Consider the following 574-nt stretch of genomic DNA (forward strand, 5'->3'; position numbering starts at 1 on the left):
AGATCACCGTGTTGTGATAGTGATGAACAGCGTTCGACTGTGAATAATACCTCGAATGAATATAACCAAACAGATCATGACCTGTTGGCAAGGGTACTAAGCAACCACAATATTGGTGCAGCATGGCAACATGTTAAGCGCAATAAAGGGGCTGCGGGTATTGATAATATGAGTATTGAGGAGTTTAATCACTTCGCTAAGTTACATTGGTTAGGTATTAAACAACAATTACTTAACGGCACTTATCAACCCTTGCCAGTCAAACGCGTGATGATACCCAAACCTGATGGCGGTGAGCGAATGCTTGGGATCCCTGCTGTTATCGACAGAGTGATCCAACAAGCCATTGCTCAAGTGATCAGCCCTTATTTTGAGCCTCAATTTTCACCACATAGTTATGGTTATCGCCCTCATAAAAGAGCCAGTCAAGCAGTGAACCATGTTCAATCTTGTGTTAAACAAGGTTATAAAACAGCGGTTGATATCGACTTGTCTAAGTTCTTTGATGAAGTAGACCATGACATGCTGATGAATCGTGTTGGTCGTAAAATCAAAGACAAAGCACTCATGCGCC

1 protein-coding gene is annotated in these 574 nt (G+C 42.2%); it reads left to right on the forward strand.

The features are described 5' to 3' along the window. Positions 1-574: reverse transcriptase domain-containing protein (locus tag ADS77_RS22845; RefSeq protein WP_268794925.1), on the forward strand; the 574-nt coding region annotated here is incomplete at both ends.

It is taken from the genome of Pseudoalteromonas porphyrae, from assembly GCF_001298125.1.
GTDB classification, from domain to species: Bacteria; Pseudomonadota; Gammaproteobacteria; order Enterobacterales; family Alteromonadaceae; genus Pseudoalteromonas; species Pseudoalteromonas neustonica.